Consider the following 16,919-nt stretch of genomic DNA (forward strand, 5'->3'; position numbering starts at 1 on the left):
TCGATCCCGCTAGGCTCCACTTTTTAAAAGATTGTTTTGATCATGGCGGTGTAGCTCAGCTGGCTAGAGCGTACGGTTCATACCCGTGAGGTCGGGGGTTCGATCCCCTCCGCCGCTATAAAGGACCTTTAGCTCAGTTGGTTAGAGCAGACGGCTCATAACCGTCCGGTCGTAGGTTCGAGTCCTACAAGGTCCACCATCTATACGGAGGAATACCCAAGTCCGGCTGAAGGGATCGGTCTTGAAAACCGACAGGGGTGTCAAAGCCCGCGGGGGTTCGAATCCCTCTTCCTCCGCCATATTTTTTAAAAAACCATATCATCGCGGGGTGGAGCAGTTCGGTAGCTCGTCGGGCTCATAACCCGAAGGTCGCAGGTTCAAATCCTGCCCCCGCAACCAAAATGGTCCGGTAGTTCAGTTGGTTAGAATGCCTGCCTGTCACGCAGGAGGTCGCGGGTTCGAGTCCCGTCCGGACCGCCATTTTTCAAAAGAATACTTGGCTCGGTAGCTCAGTTGGTAGAGCAACGGACTGAAAATCCGTGTGTCGGCGGTTCGATTCCGTCCCGAGCCACTTTTATAACAAAATATTCATAGTATGGCGGTTGTGGCGAAGTGGTTAACGCACCAGATTGTGGCTCTGGCACTCGTGGGTTCGATTCCCATCAATCGCCCCATACATATTTTTGCGGGTGTAGTTTAGTGGTAAAACCTCAGCCTTCCAAGCTGATGTCGTGGGTTCGATTCCCATCACCCGCTCCATTTGTATATCTGTTCATGGGCCTGTAGCTCAGCTGGTTAGAGCGCACGCCTGATAAGCGTGAGGTCGGTGGTTCGAGTCCACTCAGGCCCACCATGATCTTCCGCAGTAGCTCAGTGGTAGAGCTATCGGCTGTTAACCGATCGGTCGTAGGTTCGAATCCTACCTGCGGAGCCAAATGGAGAAGTACTCAAGTGGCTGAAGAGGCGCCCCTGCTAAGGGTGTAGGTCGCGTAAGCGGCGCGAGGGTTCAAATCCCTCCTTCTCCGCCATTATTGTATGGCCCGTTGGTCAAGCGGTTAAGACACCGCCCTTTCACGGCGGTAACACGGGTTCGAATCCCGTACGGGTCATTTTTAAAAGAGATCTTGTCAAAGATCTCTTTTTTGTTTTCTTCAAAACGAAAGACCGCTATCATGGCAGTCTTTTTTTACATATTCATGGAATAGATCGTATAAGACAAGTATGTCGCAAAGAAGCCCCATAAGACATAAGGGATCAGTAAAATTGGAACGACTTTGCTTAGTTTACGTGAGACGATGACAAGTGCAAGTGCTGTCAGTGCAACGAGCAGGCAGTCGATCGTAGCCACAAACAAATCCTTTTGTGTAAATTGAAAAAAGCTAAAGGCTTGATTGAATACGTAATTTAAAAGGAAAAGAATCCAAAATGGTAAAGTGATTTTTTGGAATCCATATTTTCCATAAATGATCGCTGCGGACAATGAGATGAGTGCAAATAAGACAGCCCACACAGCACCAATCACACCGCCACCAGGTGTCCATTCTGGTTTATTTAATGCGTCATACCATTCTCTGTCGATGGGGAACAAAAATCCGGCAATAGAGAATAGTGCGTATGTAATAAAGAAGACGACAATCGCCCAAATGATACTTTTTCTAGCCATCAAGAATCTCCTCCAATCAAATTCACTCTTAAAGTGATTTCCCAATCATTACATGATATAAACATAAAGCCCCCAATATGAGGGGACTAATGATTTTCTTCTGTATAAGGTTCTTCCTCGTACGGTTTCAAGTCACCAAATACCGTCATGACACCTTCTTCGTCTAATGCTTCTTCATAGGCCTCGTGTGCTTTGTTCGGATACACCTTGCTTGCTTTTCCTTCAATATCAGCAGCTGCGAATCCTTCGTAGTCCTCCACATAATCTTCATCTTCTGATTGTGTATACACATCATCGTATGTCAAAGGTGGGAATTCCATATCAGACGGGGTATCAGAGTTTCCGTAGCGTTCTACGTCTTGGTAGGCATCCTCTCCGTCGTACGCAGCACTTTCTTCATTTTCAAATTGTCCAGCTGGCGGACTTAATAAATCCTCTTCAATCGGACGGTTTTGTGAAACGGTCTGTTCTTTTGAGTGCTCTGTGCATGTGACGGCAGTAGGCAAGGCTTCTAAGCGTTCCTTTGGAATAGGGGCCTTACAGACCTTGCATAGTCCATAAGAGCCGTCTGCAATGGCTTGAAGTGCTTCATCGATATCTAACATATGTTCATGTTCCAAGCTGTTTAAAGCAATATCTTTCCCACGCTCGAACAGCTCTGTCCCTTGATCGCCCGGGTGGTTATCATAGGCAGACAGTTCTCCGACTGAATCGTAAGGAAAGGATACTTTCTGTTCATCGTCATGGCTTTTGGCTTCAAGTTCTTTTTTTTCATCGAGAAGGCGCTGCTTCAAATGATGTAATTCGTCTTTTGACAACAAAGCGATCATCCTTTCATATCAAACATATTGTTAGTATGAGCAATTTTGTATGTAAGACTAGTTCCAATTTGAAGCAATTCCTAATTAAAAAAACGCCTGCGGCTGCAGGCGTTTTTTGTTACGCGATATAGTATTGTAAGATCAAGGCGATCGTCAGCAGAAAACCAAAAAATGTATTGGTTTGAGCTGTAGATTTCATGGCATTCATTAATTCAATCGGTTTTTCTTTTTGCTTAAACTCTTTAATGGCTGTATAGGCTTTTGGCACACTGAGTAAAACAAGAAGACTCCAAAGACCGACGATATCTGTGAAGATATAAACAAAAATGAGTACATATGATACCAAAAACATGGAAAGTAAAATGTTCACTGCAGCTTTGCGTCCAGCGAGAATGGCAAGTGTTCTTCGTCCATTTTCCTTATCCCCGTCTAAATCACGGATATTGTTCGACAGTAAGATGGCACCAACTAAAATAGAAATTGGTAGTGAGACGAGAACAGCTTTAGACGTCAGAGTGCCTGTTTGGATATAAAAACTTATCAGGATAATCCCTAATCCCATAAAAGCACCTGAAACAAGTTCTCCAAACGGTGTATATGCAATTGGTACAGGGCCGCCAGTATAGAAATAGCCTGCTGCCATACAAATAAGTCCTATTAATGCAATCCACCAGCTAGACATCATGCAAATATAGACCCCAAGTAATAAAGAAAGTGCAAATAGTGCATAAGCGAGGCTGAGGACTGTCTTTGGCTTCACACCGTTTCTTACAATGGCTCCGCCGATGCCGACAGATTTCTCGTTGTCCAGCCCGCGAACATAATCAAAGTACTCATTAAACATGTTTGTTGCGATTTGGATAAACATAGATGCAAACAGCATGGCTAAAAATAGCCCAACATGTATTTGACCACTTGGAAGTGCTAAAACAGTTCCTAAAGTAACGGGAATAAATGCCGCTGTTAGTGTATGCGGTCGTAGTAAATTCCACCAAATTCGCCAGTTTTTATCAGGCTTTATTGGTGAAAGCTGATCTGATATCGATTGATGCTGCATAAAATATACTCCTTTAAATAAAAAAATACGTACACGTCCAAATTCCAGTTTAGCAAAGTTCAAAAAGGTGTCAATATATTGATGCGATGAATCGGGAAAAAGATGTTTGCTAATCGTTGCCATATCGAAGGAAAGCTTGATTTTAGAACGGTCCTGCCATTTTGCTTTAGATGCTCTCGTTTCAATAAGCAAGAGCGAAAAAATCTTGAAAGCGTGATATAATAAGGATTCGAGGTTTTAGAAGCTGTTTTCTTTACTAAGTTCATCTGTTAAGGTTTATAATAGAAAAGCAGGTCATTCGACATATTCGAATGTTCATGTATTTTTTCATTATGTTTTTATTTTTTATGTAATTCATGGATTTTGGAGGAATGTATCATGGTGACAACAGTGCAAAGTACTTTCCGGCAGGAAGCGCTTGCGACATTAGAAGAAGCGAATAACGTCAACCATGCTGTTTTGATAAGCTACTCCAGAAGAGTTGACGATCTGGATCCTCTTGCCTTTTTCCAAAGCGGCGAAGCGGATTTTTTAGGCGAGCGGTTTTTTTGGTCTGATCCAGAAAGCCAAATGATATTTTCTGGACTTGGCAGAGCGGCCGTCATTAAATCATCTGAGCAAGGCAAGGAACGATTCGATATAGTCCATCAAGAATGGGAACAGCTCAAGCAGCACATGTTCCATTTTCATGATGAAAAGGAGTTAAAGCAAGCGGCTGTTGGTCCGCTTTTATTTGGAGGATTCTCGTTTGATCCGTATGAAGAGAAGGCGCGTCATTGGGAAGCATTTGGCGATGCTCATTTTTTTGTGCCATCGATCATGCTGACTGTCTCAAAAGAAGGCAGTTTTCTTACGATCAATGAGTGGAAGCAGGTGGACGGGAATGTTCATCAGCTTATTCAGGAATTAGAACAAAAAGCCTCTCGTTTCGAGACATTGCCAGTTCGGACTGGTGGACAAGCTGAACTTGTTCATGTGGAAGAGCTGGATGTGAAGGAATGGATGAAGGCGATCGAAGAAGCGACAGACCACATTCGTGCAAACGAATATGAAAAGGTTGTTTTAGCAAGAGAAGTCTTGCTTCACTATAAAAATCAAATTGAACTCGCTCCACTATTAGCGGAATTATTAAAGCATCAAACAACGAGTTATGTATTTGCGGTTGAACAGGGAAGACAAGCATTTGTCGGAGCCACGCCGGAACGCTTAGTGAAAAAAAGCGGCGGAGAGGTCTTTTCCTCCTGTTTAGCAGGTTCCATTGTTCGCGGAAAAGATGAAGCGGAGGATCACGCATTAGGCGAGGAACTGCTGCATGATGAGAAGAATTTGATTGAACATCAAATTGTTGTCAATATGATTGAGCAAGCATTTGAAGCGAATTGCCTTCACGTGCATAAACCAAATCAACCAAGTCTTTATAAAACAAAAAACATTCAGCATTTGTTTACACCGATTGTGGGAGAAATTAAAAGCAGCTGTTCCCTCTTTTCATTAATTGAGCAGCTCCATCCGACGCCGGCACTAGGCGGATATCCAAAGGAAATGGCGGTTGAAGTGATCCGTGAAATCGAACCGCTCAAGCGCGGCTGGTATGCAGCGCCGATAGGCTGGATTGATTCTCAGGATAATGGAGAATTTGCTGTAGCCATTCGGTCAGGTCTTATTGAGGAAGACCGTGTTCGTTTGTTCGCTGGATGCGGAATTGTAGAGGATTCCCTTGCAAAGCAGGAGTATGAAGAAACACAAGTGAAGTTAAGACCAATGCTGTCTGCTCTTGGAGGTCATCCTATTGAATAATCACATCATGACAACATATATAGGCAGATTGATGGATGAATTCGTCCAAGGTGGTGTGAAAGAGGCAGTTGTCTGTCCTGGTTCTCGTTCAACTCCGCTTGCGATGCTGGCCCTTGCTCATCAAGACATCCATGTTCATGTTTTAGTGGACGAACGGTCTGCTGCTTTTTATGCGCTTGGTCTTGCAAAAGCAAGTCAATCACCAGTGCTGCTTATTTGTACATCAGGTACGGCAGCTGCTAACTTTTATCCAGCCATTGTAGAGGCGCATTATTCTCGTGTACCTCTTATTGTTTTAACTGCTGATCGGCCGCACGAATTGAGGGAAGTTGGAGCACCTCAAGCGATTGATCAGCAATTCTTATTCGGTAAGTTTGTTAAATGGTTCACAGACTTAGCATTGCCGGAGGACAGTCAAACGATGTTGCGTTATGTTCAGGCGGCAGCTGCGAGAGCAAATCACATGTCGATGCAGGAGCCAAAGGGGCCTGTTCAGGTCAATGTACCTCTGAGAGAGCCATTGCTTCCTGATCTGTCTATTGATCCTTTCGCGCGAGAAAAAGAGGATACGAAAAAGGTATTAGCATCAGGTCAGGCTTCCCCTAATGATCAAGTGATGTCTGAAATCGTAACCGTCATGAACCAATCCTCAAAGGGACTGATTGTGGCTGGTGAACTTCATACACAGGAAGAAAAAGAGGCAGTTTTACGCCTTTCGAAAGCCCTGCATTTACCTATTTTAGCTGACCCACTTTCTCTTTTGCGCAACGGGCATGAAAATGAAGATCTCATTATCGATGCGTATGATTCTTTATTAAAAGATGAGGCATTACAGCAGCATCTCTTACCGGATATGGTCATTCGTTTTGGACCGATGCCTGTATCTAAGCCTTTATTCAAGTGGCTGGAAAAACATGCGGGAGTGAAGCAGATTGTTGTAGATGCTGCCGGAGGTTTCCGTGATCCTGGGTTAAGTGCTTCGTACGTTATAGAAAGTCATGTGGCTGCTTTTGTAGAAGCAGCATTAAATCAAGCAGTACAACGTAAAGAGACAAGTTTCTTAAACCGATGGCAGAATGCTAATTCATCATTTAGAACGCATGCAGCCCGCTATTCAGATGAGGATTTGTCCTTTGAAGGGAATGTGTACCGTCAGCTTCAGCACCTCTTGCCAAAAGAGAGTGTCCTTTTTATCGGAAATAGTATGCCGATTCGTGATGTAGATACATTTTTTGAAACTCAGTCCAAGCCTTTTCGAATGATGGCGAATCGCGGAGCAAATGGCATTGACGGTGTTGTGTCCACAGCACTTGGCACGTATGCAGCTTTGAAGCAGCCTGTCACTTTGGTCATTGGAGATTTATCATTTTACCATGATATGAACGGTCTGCTTGCAGCTAAGCTGATGGACATTCCGCTGACAGTTGTTTTGATAAACAATGATGGGGGAGGTATCTTTTCTTTCCTTCCGCAGGCGTCGGATGAACCGTATTATGAAAAGCTCTTTGGAACGCCGACAGGACTGAATTTTGAGTATGCATCGAGGTTATATGGGGGAACCTATTCGAAACCCGCAACGAAACAAGAGTTGCATGATGTGTATATGGCGCATATCGATGAACCTGGGCTTCATTTAATTGAAATTGAAACAGATCGTCATTCCCGTGTAGACAATCATCGTCAAATGATGGATGACATATTGGAAGAAGTGAAAAAAGAATGCCTTCTCTCATCATAAGAATGCGTGATGGGGTAGCGTACGAAGTGGTGGATCAGAACCCTTCGGCAGCAAATGCCACATTATGCTTACACGGCTTCACTGGAAGTGCTGCGTCTTGGACGTTCTTGAATGCTTATTTGGAGAACACAAGACTGATTCAGGTCAGCTTGCTCGGACATGGGCGTACGGACTCGCCAGAAAGTGTGAGAAGATATGCGATGTCTCAGCAGCTGGCAGATCTTGCAGAGATTTTAAACCAATTAAAGCTTCACAAAGTGAATATTCTCGGATATTCTATGGGAGGGCGTATTGCTTTATCATTTGCTGCTCGTTATCCAGATCGTGTCAACAAACTGATCCTTGAGAGCACGTCTCCAGGGCTTCGCACTTTTAAAGAGCGGATGGCAAGACTGAAGCAGGATCATCAGCTTGCCCAAAAAATCAGGCATGAAGGCTTAGTGAAGTTTGTGGATTTTTGGGAGAGCATTCCTTTGTTTGCTTCACAGAAAGCTTTATCGGCGGAAAAGCAGGCTCAACTGAGAGAAGGAAGACTGAAAGCCAATCCACTTGGGCTGGCTCGCAGCTTAGAAGGCATCGGAACAGGTTCACAGCCGTCTATTTGGAAGGCATTAAAGCATATTCATTTACCTGTTTTGCTCATTTGCGGAACGCTTGATGAAAAGTTCTGCCATATCGGCAAACGTATGCAGCAGGAGCTGAAAGGAAGTCAATTCATTTTGGCTGAGCATGCTGGGCATACAGTTCATGTGGAACAACCACATTTTTTTGGTAAAATAGTAAGTGAGTTTATTTTAGCGCAAGATTAGAGGAGGAAATATTGATGGCTATTGAATGGCAAACTGAGCGTCAGTATGACGAAATTTTATATGAAACGTATAATGGGATCGCAAAGATTACGATTAATCGTCCACACGTACATAACGCGTTTACCCCAAAGACTGTTAGTGAATTAATCGATGCATTTTCACGAGCTCGTGATAATTCAGAAGTTGGTGTGATCGTACTTGCAGGTGCTGGCGGAAAAGCATTCTGTTCTGGTGGAGACCAAAAAGTCCGTGGCCATGGCGGTTATGTAGGAGACGATCAAATTCCACGTCTAAATGTATTAGACTTACAGCGTTTGATTCGTGTCATTCCAAAACCGGTTGTTGCGATGGTTGCAGGTTATGCAATCGGAGGCGGACACGTTCTCCACATAGTATGTGATCTGACAATTGCAGCAGATAATGCGATTTTTGGACAAACAGGTCCAAAAGTAGGCAGCTTTGATGCCGGTTACGGTTCAGGCTACCTTGCACGTATTGTAGGTCATAAGAAAGCAAGAGAAATCTGGTACTTATGCCGTCAATACAATGCACAAGAAGCGCTTGATATGGGACTTGTTAACACAGTTGTCCCATTAGATCAGCTTGAAGAGGAAACAGTAAAGTGGTGTGAGGAAATGCTAGAAAAGAGCCCGACTGCTTTACGATTCTTGAAGGCTGCATTTAACGCAGATACGGATGGATTAGCTGGAATTCAGCAATTTGCAGGAGATGCGACACTTCTTTATTACACAACAGATGAAGCAAAAGAAGGACGCGATTCCTTTAAGGAAAAACGCAAGCCGGACTTCGGTCAGTTCCCGCGTTTCCCTTGATTCAATGATATTAATGAACAACAGCTTAGTGCATCAGACTAAGCTGTTTTCTTTTACGAAAAGGAGGTGTCTCATGATGAAGCAACCTAATTGGCTGCTGCACCGTGCCTATTTAACACCAGATCGAGTCGCGCTTATTTATCAAGAGAAAGAGTGGACATTTCACGAATTAGCTCAAGAAGCGGACGAGCTTTCAAATAGACTTGCACAGGCATCATTGAAAAAAGGGGAAACGGTTGCGCTTTTGATGAACAATCATCCTCACATGGTGATGCTTGTACATGCATGTTTTTTATTAGGAGTAAAAATCGTGCTATTGAATAATAAGCTGACAAAAGCTGAAAGGCGCTATCAGCTAGAAGATGCAAAAGCAGCGGCGTTATTAACGGAATCTATTTATGCAAGCGATCATAAGGGGGATTTACCCGTTTATACAATGGAAACTTTACCTCAACCAGGGAAAGGCCATGAAAAAAAGATCGAGAGCGAATTTGATTTGAATGAAACAGCAACCATCATGTATACATCTGGGACAACAGGACGTCCAAAAGGTGTAGAGCAAACGTTTGGCAATCATTTTCATAGTGCTGTTTCCTCTGCATTGAATTTGGGTCTCAGAGAGGATGACCGCTGGCTCATTGCCCTGCCTCTTTTTCATATTAGCGGTTTATCTGCCTTATTTAAGTCTGTAATCTATGGAATGACAGTCGTGCTTCATCAGAAGTTTGACGTTGATGAAGTAAAGGATTCTATTGAACGGCATCGTGTGACGATGATTTCTGTTGTGCAGACGATGTTATCTCGTTTATTAAGCAGACTAGAAGAATGTCCGTCTTCTTTGCGTTGTCTTTTATTAGGCGGAGGACCTGCGCCTTATGCGATGCTCCAAGAAAGCAAAGAGAAGGGCTTTCCTGTCTTTCAATCGTACGGTATGACGGAAACCTGTTCACAAATTGTGACGCTTGCACCTGAATTTAGTGTAGAGAAGCTTGGGTCAGCGGGAAAACCTCTTTTTGGGTGTGAGCTGAAAATTCAAGATGGTGATCGCATTTGCCGTCCTTTTGAGCATGGCGAAATTATGGTGAAAGGTGCAAATGTGATGAAAGGATACCTTTACCGTGAAGAAGCGACCGCGGCTGCCTTTCATGAGGGCTGGCTGAAGACGGGTGATATTGGCTATGTGGATGAGGAAGGGTTCTTATTTGTGCTTGACCGCCGTTCAGATTTGATTATTTCTGGCGGAGAAAATATTTATCCTGCGGAAATTGAAGCGGTGCTGCTAACACATCCGCATGTAAAGGAAGCCGGAGTAACGGGTATGTATGATGATAGATGGGGAGAGGTACCGGCTGCTTTCCTTGTAACAGATGATAAGATACCGGAGAATGAGCTCTATGCTTTATGTGAGTCGCATTTAGCCAAATATAAATGGCCCGCCGCTTTTCACTTTGTGAACGAGCTGCCAAGAAATGCGTCGAATAAATTGCAAAGGCACAGACTCAGATCAAAGGGGTTTTCAAATGATTCAAATTGAACGAGTAATTTTATATCATGTCACGATGAAGCTTAAACAACCATTTACAACAAGTCTTGGAACCATTTCAGAGCGTGAGTTTATTATTGTTGAAGTAAAAGACCAAACAGGACTAACTGGATGGGGAGAGGTATCTGCTTTTTCTTCTCCGTGGTATACAGAAGAAACAATTGAGACTTGCTATCATATGCTGAGGGCTTTCTTTATCCCGAACGTGCTGACACGCACCTTTACACATCCTTCAGAAATACCGGACAGTCTGTATCAATTTAAAGGCAATAGGATGGCCAAAGCAGGCATTGAAGCGGCTGTTTGGGATATTTATGCGAAGCGTGAGAATAAGTCTTTACGCGATGTATTAGGCGGCACAAAAGATAGAATACCATCTGGTGTTGTGGCGGGGTTAGGCCCTATTGACGATATGCTTGAGCAAATTCAGCAATTTGTTGATCAAGGCTATCAGCGGGTGAAGGTGAAAATTAAACCAGGACAAGATATTGGACTTCTTCAAAAGATCAGAGAGTCTTTTCCTGAGCTGCCATTAATGGCAGATGCAAACTCTGCTTATGAATTAAAAGATATTAGCAAGCTCAAGCAGCTCGACGATATTCGTTTATTAATGATTGAACAGCCTTTAGCTGCAGATGATATTGTGGACCATCGCCATTTGCAAAAGCATTTAAAAACGCCGATTTGTTTAGATGAAAGTATTTGTTCTTTAGATGATGCCAGAAAAGCTGTAGAGCTTGGCAGCTGTCAAATTATTAATGTGAAGCCTTCACGAGTTGGCGGACTGACAGAGGCGCTTAAAATTCATACGTTCAGTAAGGAGCATCAAATTCCGTTATGGTGCGGGGGGATGATTGAAACAGGTATTTCCCGCGCGCAGAACGTGGCACTTGCTTCACTTCCTCAATTTACAATTCCCGGTGATATTTCAGCTTCGTCAAAATTTTGGGAGCAGGATATCATTTTTCCTGAAATTAAGGTTGAAAATGGATTTATTGAGGTGCCTCGCTCGCCAGGAATGGGCGTGGAAGTTGATTACCAAGCGCTCCGTTCGTTTTCAGATAAAATCGACGTGTTTACAAAACATGATTTTGTGAGATAAAAACGAAGAAATCACCTTTTGCTTATCCAATAGAATGGATGTATAGTGAGGGAAAGTTTTTCCTTCCTGTCTGAACAAAAAGAAAGAGCGGTTCACCGCTCTTTCTTACTCTTCTACCAGCTCGTTGTCATAAGCAAGCTGTCCGATATACTGATGCATTTCATTGGGCATGTTTGCTGCATGTCCATATTCATAATCCCAAAGGTTTAAAAAGGAGTGAGCGGCTTGATGGAATGCGGCTTCATCCGCGTCATGAATTTCGTCAAAAAACGTTTGAAGCAACCGATCGTGTTTCAAATTGAAGCGCCTCCTTTAATGAGACTTAAAGATCTTGTGGTTTAAACGTTTTACAATCCGTTTCTTCACTTTTCTCAGCCGTATTTCCTGTGTGGCTGACGACATAGATTGCATCTGCACCACAGCGGTTTCCAGTATTCCAATAGGAACAGTTATTGACTTCACAAAGGATTTTTTGACTCATACAGATGACCTCCTTTTGAGTATGTCTTTCATCTATAATGTAACCGAAATGAAGCTCGTCCATTCATGTTAATCTTCCTGACGAATATAGCGCTTATCCTTCATAAATAATTTCCAGAAGAAATAGAACCCAGGAAATAAGATGATAAAACCTACAATATAGGTGATAAATAATGCCCTAAATGTGACAGGGTCTGTAAATCCAGACATGATTGTAATATCTGGATAGGCCATGTAAGGCAAGTGAGCACGTCCGTACACGTAGCTTGCTAAGAAATATTGAATGGTAATCGCAATGACGGCAAGGCGTGGTCTCCCTTTCCGATGCTTAAAACGGCTGTTTGGTAAAAATAGAGCTAGTCCTGCTAGCAGGAACATTAGGAGAGATACAAGAAGAATAGGGATGTTCTGCATCATTTTTGTGAACAGCCAATTCGCCTCGCTTCGTAATGTCAGCATGATAAAAAAGGCCATCATGAGTGAAAGTGGACCTGTAATGAGCGCCCCTCTTCTATAAATGCTGTAAGCTTCATCTTCATTAGCTACATTAGAGAAATCAGCTAAAAGCAAGGACGAAAGAAAAAGGGTGCTGAAGATGGCAAAGCCGACAAAAGAATAAACATTTGCACTTGTAAAAACCAGTCCAAGATCTAAAGAGTAGACGTTGTTCTCCTGAAAGATAAATCCACCATGGGTAATTGGGAGAACCATGATCAGGATGGACGGAATGATAAAGCCGCTGATCCCTGAAATATAAGTCACCGCTTTTCGGTATTTCTTAGGCAGTGAATGAGAAAACACGAGAAACCCGCTTCGTAGTGCAAGAAGCAATAAGATGATGCTGCCGGGTATTAATAAAACGGTACCAAGTACAAAGGTCGCACCTGGAAACAGGCTGAACAATGCGACAACGATGGCCACAATAAAGACGTTTGTCACTTCCCAAGTTGGAGAAAGATACTTATTCGCGATATTAGCTGCCTTTGTTTGTTCTCTATTCATATAAATCATCGACCAAAATCCTGCGCCGAAATCCATTGATGCCATCACTGCATAGATAAAAACGAATCCCCATAAGATGGTGATTGCAATGAGCGCATCAGTTGTAACATCCATTTGCATCAAGATCGCTCCCTTTTTAAGATTCTGTTAACCGTAGGTCTTCTTCAATCGTATGTTTCCTAAAGTAGTACGTCAGCACAATAACGGTTGCTATGCCTAAGATGAGATAGACAATGGCAAAAAGGATAAAAAGTGTCCCGATCGAGCCAGATGATGTGACAACCTCCGAGGTTTTGAGCATTCGATAAATGACCCATGGCTGACGGCCTGTACAAGCAAAGATCCAGCCAAATTCAATAGCCAAAAGGCTAAGAGGCCCGCCGAATAAGTAAAGAAAAAGAAGCCACTTCGGAAATTTTTCACGTTTTAAAATTTTACGGTAAAGCAGTGCCAATACCGCAAATAGAATGAGCACCGATCCAATAATGACCATGCCGTTAAATAATGTGTGTATAAATAAAGGCGGCCACTCGTCACGGGGAAAATCATTTAAACCTTTGACCACCGTATCGAAGCTATTTCCTGCGAGAAAACTAAGCGCCCAAGGAATTTCGATCGCACCTTTAATTTCCTGCGAATCAGCATCCGTAAAACCACCTATTGCAAGAGGCGCATGTGATTGCGTTTCAAATAAACCTTCAGCTCCAGCCAGCTTTTCAGGCTGATATTCATACAGAAGCTGAGCAGATTCGTGGCCATTTAAGGCTGTGAGAAAAGAGAAAAGTCCTCCTACAATGAGTCCAAGAAAAAGGGCTTTTCGATGAAATGTATAGAGCTTCTCATTTTTTTTAGTTTTGAGCATTTTAAAAGCTGCAACGGAAGCAATGACAAAAGCACCTGTTGTAAAAGCAGACAGCACAACATGTGTAGCAGTCACAGCAAAGCTTGGATTGAAAAAGGCCTTCCAAGGCTCGATGTTTGTGATTTCTCCATTCACCATCTGAAAGCCAGCAGGTGTCCCTTCAAAAGCATGTACGTTTGTAATCAGAATCGCTGATGCAGCTGCACCAATGACGATAAAAATAACCGTAATGATGCGCATTGCATTTGATAGGCGATCCGCTGCGTACACATAAATAGACATAAATAATGCTTCTATAAAGAACGCATAGATTTCAATCTGGAATGGCAGTGACATGACTTTTCCGATAACCTCCATAAAACCTGGCCATAAAAGGGCAAGCTGCGTACCAGCAATAGTACCTGTTGGGATAGCGACCCCTAATAGAACAGCTTGTGCTTTTGTCCATCGCTTGGCCATGATGGCATAATGCGGGTCCTTTGTTTTTTGAAAGATGAGTTCAGCTAACAAAATCATTAGCGGGATGCCAACGCCAAGCGAGGCATAAATAATATGAAAGCCCATGGTTGTGCCGAACAGGCTTCTAGCTAAAACGAGATCAGTCAATTTTTTCTCCGCCTTTCTTATCGCTTCTCTTTTTCATGATGCTTATTATTCTCCACCATTTTTAGATTATTCTTCCTGACTAAGAAAGCTTGTTTTTTGACAAGTTGTATAAGAGGGAGTAGAATATAATTATAAAACGTAATCATTACGTTTTGATAACGAAAGGAGTTTTGACATTGAAAAGAGATATTCATCCAACCTCACATGAAGTTGTATTTATGGACGTAAACAGCGGTTACCGCTTCTTGAGTAAATCAACAAAGACATCAAATGAGACAGTAGAGTGGGAAGATGGGAAAACGTATCCTGTCATTAAAGTAGAAACAAGCTCTGATACGCATCCTTTTTATACAGGACGCCAAAAATTCGGAGAAAAAGGCGGAAGAGCCGAGCTGTTTAAGAAAAAATATCAAATGTAATCAAAAAAGCACGCCTGATAACGGTGTGCTTTTTTACAGCAAAAAACCCCGGCTGATAACCCGGGGTTTAAAAAAAGTATTAATCATTTAATGCGGTGTTTAAGGTCTTTAAGTTTTGTTTCATTAAGCTGACGTAGCTTTCGCCATTTTTGGCATCATCTTCAGTAATGGATTCTAGATTTTTAAGGGTTAAGCTTTTTGCCCCAATTTCACTGCGGATCGTATCTGATACTTTGCTGCTGACGTTGTTTTCAAAAATAACGTATTGAATGTGATGCTTTTCCGCTTTTTGTACAATGTTTTCGAGCTGCTTTTGTGATGGCTCTTCGGAAGCAGATAATCCTAAAACGCTGATTTGCTCAATGCCATAGCGCTTTTCCCAATAACCATAAGCTGCGTGAGAAACAAGAATTTCTTTATGTTTGGCTTTAGATAACGTTGTTTTGAATTCTTGATCAAGGGATTGTAAATCTTTTTTTAGATTTTCATAGTTTTTTGTGTATTCTTTTTTATGATCTGGATCTAATGAGACGAGTGTGTCTTTAATGTTTTTCGCCATTTGCTGCGCATAAACTGGGTCTAACCATGCATGAGGGTCTTTATCTCCGTGATCGTGCCCGTCATGGTCGTGGTCTTCACCTTCATGATCGTGATCTTCGCCTTCTTCATGTGCATGTTCTTCATTTGTCGATAACAATTTGATGCCTTCGGCTGCTTTGACTGTTTTCACACCTTGGTCTTTTAATGTGGCAGCAGTTTTGTCTGCGAATGCTTCAGCTCCTGTGCCGCTGTAGATAAAGGCATCACCTTCAGCCATTTCAACCATCGTTTTCGAACTTGGTTCAAAACTGTGTGCATCTGCATTGGCAGGATACACGCTCTGAGCATGAACGTGAGAGCCGCCAATTTTTTCAGTGAAATCTTGGATTGGAAAGATCGTGGTGTAAATGATTAGTTTCCCGTCTGCCTTTCCTTTTGAAGCATTAGTGCCCGCACTGCTTGAGCACGCGGCAAGGCCGATTGCGAATAAAGCAGCTGTTAAAATAAAAAAGATTTTTTTCATGTAGAAAATGTCTCCTCTCAAACTAATAGATAGAAATGATTACGATTTAATGTCCTGAGTTATTGTATCGTAATAATTACGATTTGAAAAGAGGAAAATAAAAAATTTTCGTCAGCAGATGTTTCCTCTAAAAAAATAAGCTGCAAAACGTGACGAAATTTCTTACATTGTGCTATATTTATTTTTAAAAAAAGATAAAGGAATGGACAAACGTATGAAACTTTTAGATGAAATCATCGAATATAATCAACAATTTATTGAAGAAAAGAAATACGAAGAATTTACAACAACAAAGTTTCCACAGAAAAAAGCTGTCATTCTATCGTGTATGGATACAAGACTTGTTGAACTGCTTCCGCGTGCAATGAACATGAAAAATGGCGATATTAAGATTGTCAAAAGTGCTGGAGCGCTTGTTTCTCATCCATTTGGAAGTATTATGCGAAGCATTTTAGTTGCTGTGTATGAATTAAATGCTGACGAGGTATATGTCATTGGGCATCATGATTGCGGGATGAGCAAAATTGACAGCCAGACACTTTTAAATAAAGCTGTTGAGCGTGGTATTCCAGAAAAGCGTATTGAAGTACTGGAATACTCAGGAATTGATTTTAAACAGTGGCTCAAAAGCTTTAGTTCAGTTGAAGAGAGCGTGAAGGACAGTGTGTCCGTAGTAAAAAATCACCCGCTTCTTCCATCAGATGTACCTGTACATGGGCTTGTCATTGACCCTGGAACAGGGAAGCTTGACTTAGTTGTCAACGGATATGAAGAAAAGTAAGTTACTTTTCCTTTTTAGGCGGAACAGGATCGATGCCGCCAGGGTGAAGCGGATGACATTTTAAAATCCGTTTTATGGTCAGCCAGCCGCCCTTGATCGCGCCATGCGTTTTGATCGCCTCAAGTCCATAGTTTGAGCATGTTGGATAAAACCGGCAGCTTGGCGGTGTAAGCGGGGAAATACATTTTTGATAAAAGCGTATCATGCCGATAAAAATTTGTTTCATAGAGGTTCCTCCTTGTCTGTCTTCCACAGTATAAGAAAAAAGGACAAGGAAGGAAAGTTTTATAAACTAAACTGGTCGGAGAAATATGTTATAATATAGGAAATTGCAATTATAGGA

17 protein-coding genes and 12 tRNA genes are annotated in these 16,919 nt (G+C 42.4%); 20 read left to right on the plus strand and 9 right to left on the minus strand.

Features of this window, described 5'->3' with window-relative positions; translation table 11 throughout:
* Positions 1 to 44: 44 nt before the first annotated feature.
* The 12 genes from AMR95_RS09325 to AMR95_RS09380 all read left to right on the plus strand — a co-directional run bounded on the left by AMR95_RS09325 (position 45) and on the right by AMR95_RS09380 (position 1,109).
* Positions 45 to 118, plus strand: a tRNA-Met gene (locus tag AMR95_RS09325).
* A 4-nt stretch (positions 119 to 122) separates the two neighbouring features.
* Positions 123 to 199: transfer RNA gene (locus AMR95_RS09330), tRNA-Ile, on the plus strand.
* A gap of 7 nt (positions 200 to 206) precedes the next feature.
* A tRNA-Ser gene (locus AMR95_RS09335) sits at positions 207 to 299 on the plus strand.
* A gap of 23 nt (positions 300 to 322) precedes the next feature.
* Positions 323 to 399, plus strand: a tRNA-Met gene (locus AMR95_RS09340).
* Positions 400 to 403: 4 nt separating this feature from the next.
* A tRNA-Asp gene (locus tag AMR95_RS09345) sits at positions 404 to 480 on the plus strand.
* Positions 481 to 498: 18 nt separating this feature from the next.
* A tRNA-Phe gene (locus tag AMR95_RS09350) sits at positions 499 to 571 on the plus strand.
* A gap of 27 nt (positions 572 to 598) precedes the next feature.
* Positions 599 to 674, plus strand: a tRNA-His gene (locus AMR95_RS09355).
* A gap of 11 nt (positions 675 to 685) precedes the next feature.
* A tRNA-Gly gene (locus tag AMR95_RS09360) sits at positions 686 to 759 on the plus strand.
* Positions 760 to 776: 17 nt separating this feature from the next.
* Positions 777 to 853: transfer RNA gene (locus tag AMR95_RS09365), tRNA-Ile, on the plus strand.
* Positions 854 to 859: 6 nt separating this feature from the next.
* A tRNA-Asn gene (locus AMR95_RS09370) sits at positions 860 to 934 on the plus strand.
* A gap of 3 nt (positions 935 to 937) precedes the next feature.
* A tRNA-Ser gene (locus tag AMR95_RS09375) sits at positions 938 to 1,028 on the plus strand.
* A 9-nt stretch (positions 1,029 to 1,037) separates the two neighbouring features.
* A tRNA-Glu gene (locus tag AMR95_RS09380) sits at positions 1,038 to 1,109 on the plus strand.
* Between the two features lie 77 nt (positions 1,110 to 1,186).
* On the opposite strand, the gene AMR95_RS09385 is transcribed toward AMR95_RS09380, so the two are convergent.
* The 3 genes from AMR95_RS09385 to AMR95_RS09395 all read right to left on the minus strand — a co-directional run bounded on the left by AMR95_RS09385 (position 1,187) and on the right by AMR95_RS09395 (position 3,541).
* Positions 1,187 to 1,663 carry a TspO/MBR family protein gene (locus AMR95_RS09385; protein ID WP_024424942.1) on the minus strand — a complete coding sequence of 159 codons (477 nt, stop codon included), beginning with the start codon at positions 1,661 to 1,663 and terminating at the stop codon, positions 1,187 to 1,189.
* An 86-nt stretch (positions 1,664 to 1,749) separates the two neighbouring features.
* Positions 1,750 to 2,484, minus strand: a complete 735-nt coding sequence (locus tag AMR95_RS09390; RefSeq protein WP_058838175.1) for a TraR/DksA C4-type zinc finger protein — start codon at positions 2,482 to 2,484, stop codon at positions 1,750 to 1,752.
* A gap of 118 nt (positions 2,485 to 2,602) precedes the next feature.
* Complete coding sequence (locus AMR95_RS09395; protein ID WP_058838210.1) at positions 2,603 to 3,541, minus strand: 1,4-dihydroxy-2-naphthoate polyprenyltransferase; 939 nt, start codon at positions 3,539 to 3,541, stop codon at positions 2,603 to 2,605.
* Positions 3,542 to 3,919: 378 nt separating this feature from the next.
* Here AMR95_RS09395 and AMR95_RS09400 point away from each other — a divergent pair, with 378 nt between their 5' ends.
* The 6 genes from AMR95_RS09400 to menC all read left to right on the plus strand — a co-directional run bounded on the left by AMR95_RS09400 (position 3,920) and on the right by menC (position 11,363).
* Complete coding sequence (locus tag AMR95_RS09400) at positions 3,920 to 5,338, plus strand: isochorismate synthase (RefSeq protein WP_058838176.1); 1,419 nt, start codon at positions 3,920 to 3,922, stop codon at positions 5,336 to 5,338.
* Positions 5,331 to 7,076, plus strand: a complete 1,746-nt coding sequence (gene menD / locus AMR95_RS09405) for a 2-succinyl-5-enolpyruvyl-6-hydroxy-3-cyclohexene-1-carboxylic-acid synthase (protein ID WP_058838177.1) — start codon at positions 5,331 to 5,333, stop codon at positions 7,074 to 7,076. The genes AMR95_RS09400 and menD overlap by 8 nt, the downstream gene beginning before the upstream one ends.
* The gene (gene menH / locus AMR95_RS09410; RefSeq protein ID WP_058838178.1) at positions 7,058 to 7,885 is read left to right on the plus strand and encodes a 2-succinyl-6-hydroxy-2,4-cyclohexadiene-1-carboxylate synthase; all 828 of its coding nucleotides are present in this window, start codon (positions 7,058 to 7,060) and stop codon (positions 7,883 to 7,885) included. Before menD ends, menH begins: the two co-directional genes overlap by 19 nt.
* A 14-nt stretch (positions 7,886 to 7,899) precedes the next feature.
* Complete coding sequence (gene menB / locus AMR95_RS09415; protein WP_039180914.1) at positions 7,900 to 8,718, plus strand: 1,4-dihydroxy-2-naphthoyl-CoA synthase; 819 nt, start codon at positions 7,900 to 7,902, stop codon at positions 8,716 to 8,718.
* A gap of 73 nt (positions 8,719 to 8,791) precedes the next feature.
* Positions 8,792 to 10,252 (plus strand): o-succinylbenzoate--CoA ligase, encoded by a 1,461-nt coding sequence (locus AMR95_RS09420; RefSeq protein ID WP_058838179.1) that lies wholly within the window; start codon positions 8,792 to 8,794, stop codon positions 10,250 to 10,252.
* Positions 10,239 to 11,363, plus strand: a complete 1,125-nt coding sequence (menC, locus tag AMR95_RS09425; protein ID WP_058838180.1) for an o-succinylbenzoate synthase — start codon at positions 10,239 to 10,241, stop codon at positions 11,361 to 11,363. Before AMR95_RS09420 ends, menC begins: the two co-directional genes overlap by 14 nt.
* 105 nt (positions 11,364 to 11,468) lie before the next feature.
* Here menC and AMR95_RS09430 read toward each other — a convergent pair whose 3' ends face one another.
* From AMR95_RS09430 to AMR95_RS09445, 4 genes are all read right to left on the minus strand, one after another.
* Complete coding sequence (locus tag AMR95_RS09430; protein ID WP_058838181.1) at positions 11,469 to 11,660, minus strand: hypothetical protein; 192 nt, start codon at positions 11,658 to 11,660, stop codon at positions 11,469 to 11,471.
* A gap of 25 nt (positions 11,661 to 11,685) precedes the next feature.
* Complete coding sequence (locus tag AMR95_RS09435) at positions 11,686 to 11,844, minus strand: DUF1540 domain-containing protein (protein WP_008342921.1); 159 nt, start codon at positions 11,842 to 11,844, stop codon at positions 11,686 to 11,688.
* Positions 11,845 to 11,912: 68 nt separating this feature from the next.
* Positions 11,913 to 12,959: a cytochrome d ubiquinol oxidase subunit II gene (locus tag AMR95_RS09440; protein ID WP_169510868.1), complete on the minus strand. Its 1,047-nt coding sequence runs from the start codon at positions 12,957 to 12,959 to the stop codon at positions 11,913 to 11,915.
* A gap of 22 nt (positions 12,960 to 12,981) precedes the next feature.
* A complete protein-coding gene (locus AMR95_RS09445) occupies positions 12,982 to 14,313 on the minus strand; it encodes a cytochrome ubiquinol oxidase subunit I (protein WP_047203537.1) in 1,332 nt (443 codons plus the stop codon).
* 176 nt (positions 14,314 to 14,489) lie between these two features.
* On the opposite strand from AMR95_RS09445, the gene AMR95_RS09450 reads away from it, so the two are divergent.
* On the plus strand, positions 14,490 to 14,732 hold the full coding sequence (locus AMR95_RS09450; protein WP_034665302.1) for a type B 50S ribosomal protein L31: 243 nt from the start codon (positions 14,490 to 14,492) through the stop codon (positions 14,730 to 14,732).
* A 79-nt stretch (positions 14,733 to 14,811) separates the two neighbouring features.
* Here AMR95_RS09450 and AMR95_RS09455 read toward each other — a convergent pair whose 3' ends face one another.
* Positions 14,812 to 15,795, minus strand: a complete 984-nt coding sequence (locus tag AMR95_RS09455; RefSeq protein ID WP_047203536.1) for a metal ABC transporter solute-binding protein, Zn/Mn family — start codon at positions 15,793 to 15,795, stop codon at positions 14,812 to 14,814.
* A 214-nt stretch (positions 15,796 to 16,009) separates the two neighbouring features.
* On the opposite strand from AMR95_RS09455, the gene AMR95_RS09460 reads away from it, so the two are divergent.
* Positions 16,010 to 16,576 carry a beta-class carbonic anhydrase gene (locus tag AMR95_RS09460; RefSeq protein WP_024424929.1) on the plus strand — a complete coding sequence of 189 codons (567 nt, stop codon included), beginning with the start codon at positions 16,010 to 16,012 and terminating at the stop codon, positions 16,574 to 16,576.
* Position 16,577: 1 nt separating this feature from the next.
* Here AMR95_RS09460 and yidD read toward each other — a convergent pair whose 3' ends face one another.
* Positions 16,578 to 16,802, minus strand: a complete 225-nt coding sequence (gene yidD / locus AMR95_RS09465; protein ID WP_041107381.1) for a membrane protein insertion efficiency factor YidD — start codon at positions 16,800 to 16,802, stop codon at positions 16,578 to 16,580.
* Between the last annotated feature and the right edge of the window lie 117 nt (positions 16,803 to 16,919).

The sequence above is a fragment of the Bacillus sp. G1(2015b) genome, assembly GCF_001482475.1.
GTDB lineage: Bacteria > Bacillota > Bacilli > Bacillales > Bacillaceae > Bacillus > Bacillus safensis.

Excerpts from the sequence above, each read along its gene's own strand:
- AMR95_RS09385 (WP_024424942.1), bottom strand. The coding sequence starts at position 1,663 with ATGGCTAGAAAAAGTATCATTTGGGCGATTGTCGTCTTCTTTATTACA.
- AMR95_RS09395 (WP_058838210.1), bottom strand. The coding sequence starts at position 3,541 with ATGCAGCATCAATCGATATCAGATCAGCTTTCACCAATAAAGCCTGAT.
- AMR95_RS09400 (WP_058838176.1), top strand. The coding sequence starts at position 3,920 with ATGGTGACAACAGTGCAAAGTACTTTCCGGCAGGAAGCGCTTGCGACA.
- menH (WP_058838178.1), top strand. The coding sequence starts at position 7,058 with ATGCCTTCTCTCATCATAAGAATGCGTGATGGGGTAGCGTACGAAGTG.
- menB (WP_039180914.1), top strand. The coding sequence starts at position 7,900 with ATGGCTATTGAATGGCAAACTGAGCGTCAGTATGACGAAATTTTATAT.
- AMR95_RS09420 (WP_058838179.1), top strand. The coding sequence starts at position 8,792 with ATGATGAAGCAACCTAATTGGCTGCTGCACCGTGCCTATTTAACACCA.
- menC (WP_058838180.1), top strand. The coding sequence starts at position 10,239 with ATGATTCAAATTGAACGAGTAATTTTATATCATGTCACGATGAAGCTT.
- AMR95_RS09435 (WP_008342921.1), bottom strand. The coding sequence starts at position 11,844 with ATGAGTCAAAAAATCCTTTGTGAAGTCAATAACTGTTCCTATTGGAAT.
- AMR95_RS09440 (WP_169510868.1), bottom strand. The coding sequence starts at position 12,959 with ATGGATGTTACAACTGATGCGCTCATTGCAATCACCATCTTATGGGGA.
- AMR95_RS09455 (WP_047203536.1), bottom strand. The coding sequence starts at position 15,795 with ATGAAAAAAATCTTTTTTATTTTAACAGCTGCTTTATTCGCAATCGGC.
- AMR95_RS09460 (WP_024424929.1), top strand. The coding sequence starts at position 16,010 with ATGAAACTTTTAGATGAAATCATCGAATATAATCAACAATTTATTGAA.
- yidD (WP_041107381.1), bottom strand. The coding sequence starts at position 16,802 with ATGAAACAAATTTTTATCGGCATGATACGCTTTTATCAAAAATGTATT.